The sequence below is a fragment of the Acetobacter sp. DmW_136 genome (assembly GCF_008690365.1).
GTDB lineage: Bacteria > Pseudomonadota > Alphaproteobacteria > Acetobacterales > Acetobacteraceae > Acetobacter > Acetobacter oryzifermentans.
Genome location: NZ_VHON01000052.1, coordinates 1 through 1,810, shown reverse-complemented (window position 1 = coordinate 1,810; position 1,810 = coordinate 1). Strand labels below are relative to the sequence as shown.

Below are 1,810 nucleotides of genomic sequence, written 5' to 3'. Positions count from 1 at the left end.
AGTAAAGCGACCACTCTTCATCAGAATCTCCTCATCCTTACGCTGAGAAAATTCTCATTCAAAAGCCACTCTTTTTATGGGGGGATTACCAAGTCAGTATAACCAGCCCTAATGCATAGCATCGCACGTCTCGCTCAAGAATTCGTATGATATCTCCTTGTTCTCGAGTAATCTACAATATATCCGTTTTGACTTTTTATGAAACATAGTGTCTGGCGATTGCTCTTCACACATGATCAAACCCAACCTTACAAAAAAGCTTCTTCAGTTTCGGTTTAGAGCCTGCTTGTAGGCCGGTAATAGCCATAATGGCTATTATATATGCCTTTACATATGTAAAGGCATATACATGAAATGTGCTGGGTGGAGGACACATCATGGCTTTAATTAACCTGCGTATTGATGGCAGCCTAAAGAAAGCTGCTTACGAGCGGCTCTCTGAACTTGGCGTGACACCGTCAGATCTCATCCGCCAGACGTTTGAATATGTTGTGAAAACAGGCAAGCTTCCCGTTCGGCGTACAGTTATCTCAGAAGAGGATCAGCAACTGCTGGCGGTTGTACGTGAACGTCTTGCCTCTCCCGAACCTTCTATTCCCGTCTCGCTGGATGATCTGTGAGTCGATACGCGCTGCATTTCGACCCACGCGCCAAACGCGAGTGGGATAGTCTTGATGGAAGCATCAAGATACTGCTCAAGAAAGCGCTGGCCAAAAGATTGGACGAACCACATGTTTCGTCAGCCGAACTTTCCGGGGACTTACGGAACTGTTACAAAATCAAGCTTCGCTCATCTGGGTATCGTCTGGTGTACCAAATGGACGATGGTAAGCTTATTGTATTAGTCATCGCTATCGGCCGCAGGGATGCCTATGAGGTTTATGGCGATGCAAACTGCCGTGCCTGAGCATGTTTGGAACGGAATCACTCAAACATTCAGCTGGACACCTGAATAAAAACCTCACCCAAACGGCGATTGCATTCGGTCGCATTGATCAGCGTCTCCGTCATCATCCTTTGCTTCCGGCCATCCTCTTTCGGGAACGGTTAGAAGCCGCTCGTGCCTGTGCAGCTGTCGATGGCCACCTCATAGATCCCTGGCGACTTGCCGCCGAACTTGAGGGCTTGAGAGTAGTACCACTCGGCTCTGACGTCTTTGAGCGGGGTTCCTCTGTTGATGCGGCACATGCTGCTTTTGCTCAATACCAATGGCTTGTTAAGCCAGATGAAGCACAACGCAACGCGATAGAGAACGCCTTGGGGTGGCTTTCTGAACATAGCAGGGCATCAGGCCCTCTTCTTGGCGCTGCCACTGCATTTCATGCCTGGGTAGAAGCTGGTCATGCCCGTGCCCCGATGCGCGCAGCCTTGATCCGACATTGGCGACGTACGGATATCCTTCACTTTCCGCTTCCCCTTGTTGGCGCCAGAGCTTTTATAGCGGATGCACCCTGGGAACCATCAGAATGGATCCCGTTCTTCCTGAACTGTCTGAATGATGAAATTACGGCCATAGAAAACCGTACGCGTGCACTCGAACGAAGCTGGCGTCACGCACGCTTGCAATCAGGTGTCCAGAGAAGCACCTCACGAGCGGACAAAGTCATAGATATCCTTGCCGCTTACCCACTGGTATCTGCAACGCGCCTCTCGACCGAACTGGGGTTGTCACTAAAAGCAGCTTACATCTATCTGGAACGATTTCTGTCAGCCGGTCTGATTGTTGAAGTCACGCATCGGGCAGCACGGCGATTGTTCGCCCTGAAAGAGCTTGAACCTCTCCGCGAGATCGTGCGGCCACCCAGAAGGC

Annotated in this window: 3 protein-coding genes; all 3 read left to right on the top strand. The window is 50.4% G+C overall.

What is annotated here, in order from left to right:
* The first annotated feature begins 377 nt into the window (after positions 1-377).
* Positions 378-620, top strand: coding sequence for a type II toxin-antitoxin system RelB/DinJ family antitoxin (locus FKW31_RS13785; RefSeq protein WP_087636597.1), 243 nt, complete (start codon positions 378-380; stop codon positions 618-620).
* Positions 617-907 (top strand): type II toxin-antitoxin system RelE/ParE family toxin, encoded by a 291-nt coding sequence (locus FKW31_RS13780; protein ID WP_087636598.1) that lies wholly within the window; start codon positions 617-619, stop codon positions 905-907. The genes FKW31_RS13785 and FKW31_RS13780 overlap by 4 nt, the downstream gene beginning before the upstream one ends.
* Before the next feature lie 2 nt (positions 908-909).
* Positions 910-1,810: hypothetical protein (locus FKW31_RS13775; protein WP_150178819.1), on the top strand; the 901-nt coding region annotated here is incomplete at its 3' end.